Consider the following 5,483-nt stretch of genomic DNA (forward strand, 5'->3'; position numbering starts at 1 on the left):
GTGAAACAATGTTGGGCGCAATTAAGGCCTTTCTAAGAGAATGAGCATTATCATTGGTGTTCCGGTTAGTCTCAGCATATTTTGAGCACTGGTTATCTTTCCCTTTCAAGTAATTAATGTATCTTTACGTAATAATTTTTTCGGCATAGAAAGCGGAAAAACTTAACGGAAACCTAAGGCAAATGGAAATATGGTTCTTGTAACAACAGCATCAATACTTCTTTTGAATCTGGTGCATCAATTTAAAGATATCGAACCTCAGCCGAATGGGATCGTGCATTATACTGTCGCCCTAAATGAGGGTGAATCGTTTGTTCGAGAAAGAGCTGTTGTCGAACCTTTATCTAGCGTTTTATACCGTAATATTGTTAGGCAGGCGTATGACTATAGCTGTGGATCTGCAGCATTAACGACTGTATTGCAGCATTATCTTGGGCGCAACTTTCAAGAACGCCAGGTGATGGAAGGTTTGCTTCACTACGGTGAAAATGAGCGAATCGTTGAGCGTCGAGGCTTTTCAATGCTGGATATGAAGCGTTTGGTAACCGCGCTGGGCTTTCCGGCTGGGGGCTTCAAGGCTGAGTTAAAGGATTTGATTGAGCTGGATCATCCAGCTATCGTGCCAATACATTACGCAGGCTTTAAGCATTTCGTGGTTGTTAAGACAATCAAGGATGGGCGTGTTTTTATTGCTGACCCTTCCAAAGGAAATATAACCTTTACTCTCGAACGCTTTAAAGAAAAGTGGGATCAAAATGTATTGTTCGTTATCTTTCCAGGGAATACAAAACCAATTGATGGGCTTGAGTTAAGAGAAGAAGACTTACGCTTTATTGATGATCAGACATTGTCTTTGCAGGCTTTTGATTATACTCCGGACTACAAAGATAATTTGCGGTATTTATTGAATAACGAGATAGAGCGCCGTAAAAACCAGACAGATGAGTTTGGGAATACTACTTTCGATAATGGTACGAAGTTTTTACATTATCGTCGAAACTAGTTTTTGAATAAGTATATGTCGTGTAAGAAATGTGAGCAGCATTGCTCGTATTAGGAAAGTGGTTAGTTGTTACTGCGTGTAAGAGTCACTGACACAAACTATAAAGATAGAAGGAATAGGTAATGAACTCTTGGGTCATTAGATGCGTGCTACTGGCATCAACCGTGCTGTTTGTTTCGGATATTAGTGCTGAAGAAAGTAATGTTGATAAGGCGCGAGATGCCTTAGCCAGACAGTCAGATGATGAGGACTCTACCAAGCAATTGGAAGAGGTTTTCCAGGCGGCTGAGAAAAACTATTCCTTGCTCAAAGCGGGTGGAAAGTCTTTAAGCTATTCTCTGGATTACTCTTATATCTCTGATTCGAGAATTGCCTTGGATGTTCAGAATGGCGTGGTTAGAAATCTGGACGTAAACCCCTCTGGAACACATTCCTTTACAAACTCCTTTAGCTTTGACTACGGAGTTCTGAATAACCTTACTCTAAATGCCCGGATACCTTTATCTTCACGCTACGATACTCAGAACTCACTATCTGCAACGGAGTGGGGGGATGTGAGTTTCGGTTTGCGTTGGCAGCCTTTTGCTTATGTACCAGGTAAGGCGACAGTCACCCTAAGTACTACCTTAAGTACTAAAACAGGTGTCAGTCCTTATGAAATTAACCCTAATGAGCGCTTGTCTACGGGTAGTGGTACTTACTCTGTTTCAACGGGTTTAAGTGTATCGAAGGTATTGGACCCAGTTGTATTGTTTGGCTCGCTGAGTTCCAGCTACTCCTTTGAGCAAAGTGGTTTGAACCAACCTCGAGGCGGGAATCTCCTCAAGACTGTTCACCAAGGGCAGAGCTATTCTTTCTCAGGGGGCTTTTCTTACTCTCTTTCTTATGACACCTCTTTAAGTATATCGACCCAGGTTGGTTATAGTACTGAAACTAAATTAACTTTCGTTGGTTCGGGGACGGCAGTTTCGCCTGACTCGGTGAGTGGTTCGATGAACTTCTCACTGGGTATTCGTGTTGACCCTAAGACGATTACAAACGTTAGCTTTGGCTTTGGGCTTACTGAAGATGCGTCTGACTTAAGTATGGGGATCTCTTATCCAATTAATATAGGTGCTTTCAACTGGTAATCATGTGTCAGGAGTAAGGTGATGACTGCTTTGCTCTCGAGCGCACTTGTTTAATCTTTAGAATAGTAATGGGAAAAGGAATTAATTGGTGAAATCATTGCATTGGAAAGTAAAGAAACTGCTGGTGGTCGTATTGATTGCTACGTTTGCTTTCCCTCCCCAAGTTGTAGCTCAGCTAGCGAACGGCATTACGATTGATACTAAGGCTCTTTCCTTGGGTAATGCGATGCAGGCTGACGTAAATCCTGGTGTTTCAGCGGTTTACCATAACCCCGCTCAGCTTACCCGACTCAAAGAGCGTCACTTTGAGGTTGATCAGTTATTAATTGGTTTGGATCTTGATGCCGTATTTACTGCCCCTGATGACTATCAGTTGTTTGGTTTAGATGGTACAGGCTTTAATACCTATGACCCTACCGTACCGAGAGACCCTGTAGTAGGAGGCGATGGTCGAGGTAAGAGCCATACTAACAGGCTTTCTTTATATCTACCTGGCTTTGGTTTGCAGCAATGGGTGTGGAATGGCCCAACGATACTACCTCCGCAGATTGGCTTTTCGGTAAACCCTCCTGGTTCAAAGTTTACTTTTGCAAATAAAAATTATATCCACTCCGCTTTAGCTTTGTACAAAGAGCTGGAAGACCCTGGTCGATTTTTGGGTAAAGAAGCAGCAATTCAGCGTTTTACTTACTTTTCTCCGGCTGTTGGGTACGAGATTAATGATGAATGGTCTGTTGGCATGGGCATTCAGTTTAGTCATCAAGGATTCTATATAGCGCAGCATAACCGTGCACCTAACTTGTTGATTGCGGTTGTTGAAATACTTCAGGATGCATTTGCTTGTGAGTTCGATAAGCCTATCGGTCAGCGTCGAGACCCTCTGCAGCCTTTCTTATCTATGTGCCAAGGAAATATTGGGCCATGGGACGATATCGGGCGTATCGATATGGATATGCAGCAAACCTTGTCGCCAACATATAATCTTGGTGTGTTGTGGGAGCCGACAGATTGGTTCTCGTGGGGAGCAACCTATTACAGCGAAGCAGATATGGAGCTTAAAGGTACGTTCTTCATGGACTATACCGATGAGTGGACAGCTTTCTGGAACGGTTTTAACGCGTCAATCATTGGTGCGATTACCGCTGCAATACTGGGCCTCCCAAGAGGTGTTCCCTATGAATCCGGGAATGTGAACCTCGACTTGAAAATCCCTCAGATGTTTAAGACGGGTATGAGAGTTCGCCTTACTCCTGATTATACCCTCAATGTGGATGCGACATGGACTGATTGGAGTCAGTGGGAAGAATGGACTTTTTACTTTGATAGAACTCTGGAAATGCTAACAACAGCTCGACTATTGTCGGGGTTGGTCACAGGTCGTTCTCTGACTTTGCCTATTGGCTTACGTGATACCTGGCACTTTGGTTTCGGTTTAACTAAGCATGTTAATTCTCGTCTGGATGTCAGGTTTGGGTTAGAGTTACGAACTTCACCAGCCGAGCGTGATGTTTTTGGTCCGCTTCCCGTTGGTGATATGAAAATGTGGGGTACCGGGTTTGGCTACAAGTGGGATAAACGAACCGATATCAGTGCAAGCATATTCTATATGCAGTCTGATGATTACATTCCTTCTAATACAAGTTGTAATTTGAACTGTACGAATTTGACTAACGTAATTTATAACCCCTATGCGGGCTTGAATGTGAAGTTTACATCTCGAGTATTTGGAATGGGTATTTCTTTTAACCGAAAATTCTAGGTCTATATGAAGCTGAACTATTCGAGATCGACTGTAGTATTGCTTGTAGCTTTGTGTGTCTTTTCTTTGGAAGCTCTTGCTGAACGCTATAGTGTTGAACAAGATAGCTTTGGTGGATATTCCGCAAAGAAGGTAGATGATGCTCAGCAAGCCGATGTGCCTGTCATCGACTCACAGCCAGAACCTGAAGAGCCTCAGCAGCAAGCAAAGTTAGAGCTGCCTCCTGAACCACCTGTTAGTCCAAAATCCCAGAACGTAACCGACAATGAATATCTTGGTGATGTTGGTGATTCCTTAAGTCCTTTTGAAAAAGAATATATTGAAACCGAAAGATTAGAGCGCTCTAAGGTTCTTGGCGCTATTCGTAGGGCGCCACCACTTAACGATTTCGATGCAACGCGCGTTAACTCTGAGGAATTTGTGGATGGTGATAAGCTATTAATCGACGGTGGGCGACCGAGTAGTGAAGGTTCTCGCTACTATACAGTAGTCGATGCTGATGGAACGGTTCGCAATATTGATTATGACGCTGATGCTGTCCAGGCTGCTCTCGAAAAAGAAAGAGAGAAAAAAATCGAATTTACGGAAGCAAGTGTTTTGGAGAAGTCCGCAGCCAGTGCCGACCTTCCTGAAAGCGCTGACCCTTTTGCCGCGGCTTTGTTTGCTAAAAACTTTACTTCTGATGACTACTTTGATGGTTTCTCAAGTACTTGCTGCCAAACACTACCAAATGTTGACTTTATCGAACTTGAATTAGGTAAAGCTCACTACTATGAAATGAACGAAGATCAGCTACCTTATCGGTTTTCAGGTGGCGATAGTCGTTTTTTGTTGTTGAGCTTACCGCAAACCAAAGAAAAGCAAGCTTTAAGCATAAGAAGCTTTGTACGGCGTCATAAACGTTTTGGCATTGATAATGGTGTATTCTTTCCTCAGTTAGTTACTTTGGATAGCGATAAGCAGCCACTGCGTATATTTACGGGCCCCTTATTAAAGTATCATTCTGAAACTTGGCTCGCTCATGGTTATTTAGAGGGCTTTTTTCAGCTTGACTCTACTAAGGATGGTGGTGAACGATTTCTATTGGTTAACACTACCAGAGATATTCTTGGGCAAACATCCAGTATTGAAAGTGACGAAGAGCTTATTTCTATTGAGCATATGGAAATAGGTACTCTGGAGCTAAAATTGTTAGTTGAAGATAATTAGCTAGTTTCTCCTTGCGGCTTTATTCTTAGGTAAGTTGCTAATTACATGAGTAAATATAAATAAAATCATTGATAGCGGTTGATCATTTTTCTGTATGGCGTATAATGCGCCGCATCTGGGCCAGTGTGATGAAATTGGTAGACATGAGGGATTCAAAATCCCTTGTCCTTCGGGACGTGGCGGTTCGAGTCCGCCCACTGGTACCAATCCTTTCTTAGTTATCAAAAGTCGATCTAACTTAACAAGTTTTCCCAAGTTAAAACAAATATTCAGCCTTTATTCTCCAAATACGGCCGCCAGGTAGGGTTTTATTTACTTAATAGAACAAACTGCTTTAGGTTGTGTTATATCTTAATTTAAGTGCTTAGGAGATCACAGTGCA

At 42.6% G+C, this 5,483-nt stretch carries 4 protein-coding genes and 1 tRNA gene; all 5 read left to right on the top strand.

Annotated features, from left to right (window positions below; all coding sequences use genetic code 11):
• The first annotated feature begins 190 nt into the window (after positions 1-190).
• The 5 genes from A3761_RS19140 to A3761_RS19160 all read left to right on the top strand — a co-directional run bounded on the left by A3761_RS19140 (position 191) and on the right by A3761_RS19160 (position 5,307).
• Positions 191-1,003, top strand: a complete 813-nt coding sequence (locus A3761_RS19140; protein WP_068514855.1) for a C39 family peptidase — start codon at positions 191-193, stop codon at positions 1,001-1,003.
• 122 nt (positions 1,004-1,125) lie between these two features.
• Positions 1,126-2,133: a flagellar protein FilC gene (locus A3761_RS19145; protein WP_068508299.1), complete on the top strand. Its 1,008-nt coding sequence runs from the start codon at positions 1,126-1,128 to the stop codon at positions 2,131-2,133.
• Between the two features lie 88 nt (positions 2,134-2,221).
• Positions 2,222-3,892, top strand: a complete 1,671-nt coding sequence (locus A3761_RS19150) for an outer membrane protein transport protein (RefSeq protein ID WP_197469948.1) — start codon at positions 2,222-2,224, stop codon at positions 3,890-3,892.
• A gap of 6 nt (positions 3,893-3,898) precedes the next feature.
• The gene (locus tag A3761_RS19155; RefSeq protein WP_068514858.1) at positions 3,899-5,101 is read left to right on the top strand and encodes a MalM family protein; all 1,203 of its coding nucleotides are present in this window, start codon (positions 3,899-3,901) and stop codon (positions 5,099-5,101) included.
• A 119-nt stretch (positions 5,102-5,220) separates the two neighbouring features.
• Positions 5,221-5,307, top strand: a tRNA-Leu gene (locus A3761_RS19160).
• Positions 5,308-5,483 lie beyond the last annotated feature (176 nt).

This window comes from Oleiphilus sp. HI0123, assembly GCF_001635315.1.

What these genes read in the sequence shown, in the direction of transcription:
- A3761_RS19155 (WP_068514858.1), top strand. Translation starts at nt 3,899, where the DNA reads ATGAAGCTGAACTATTCGAGATCGACTGTAGTATTGCTTGTAGCTTTG.
- A3761_RS19145 (WP_068508299.1), top strand. Translation starts at nt 1,126, where the DNA reads ATGAACTCTTGGGTCATTAGATGCGTGCTACTGGCATCAACCGTGCTG.
- A3761_RS19140 (WP_068514855.1), top strand. Translation starts at nt 191, where the DNA reads ATGGTTCTTGTAACAACAGCATCAATACTTCTTTTGAATCTGGTGCAT.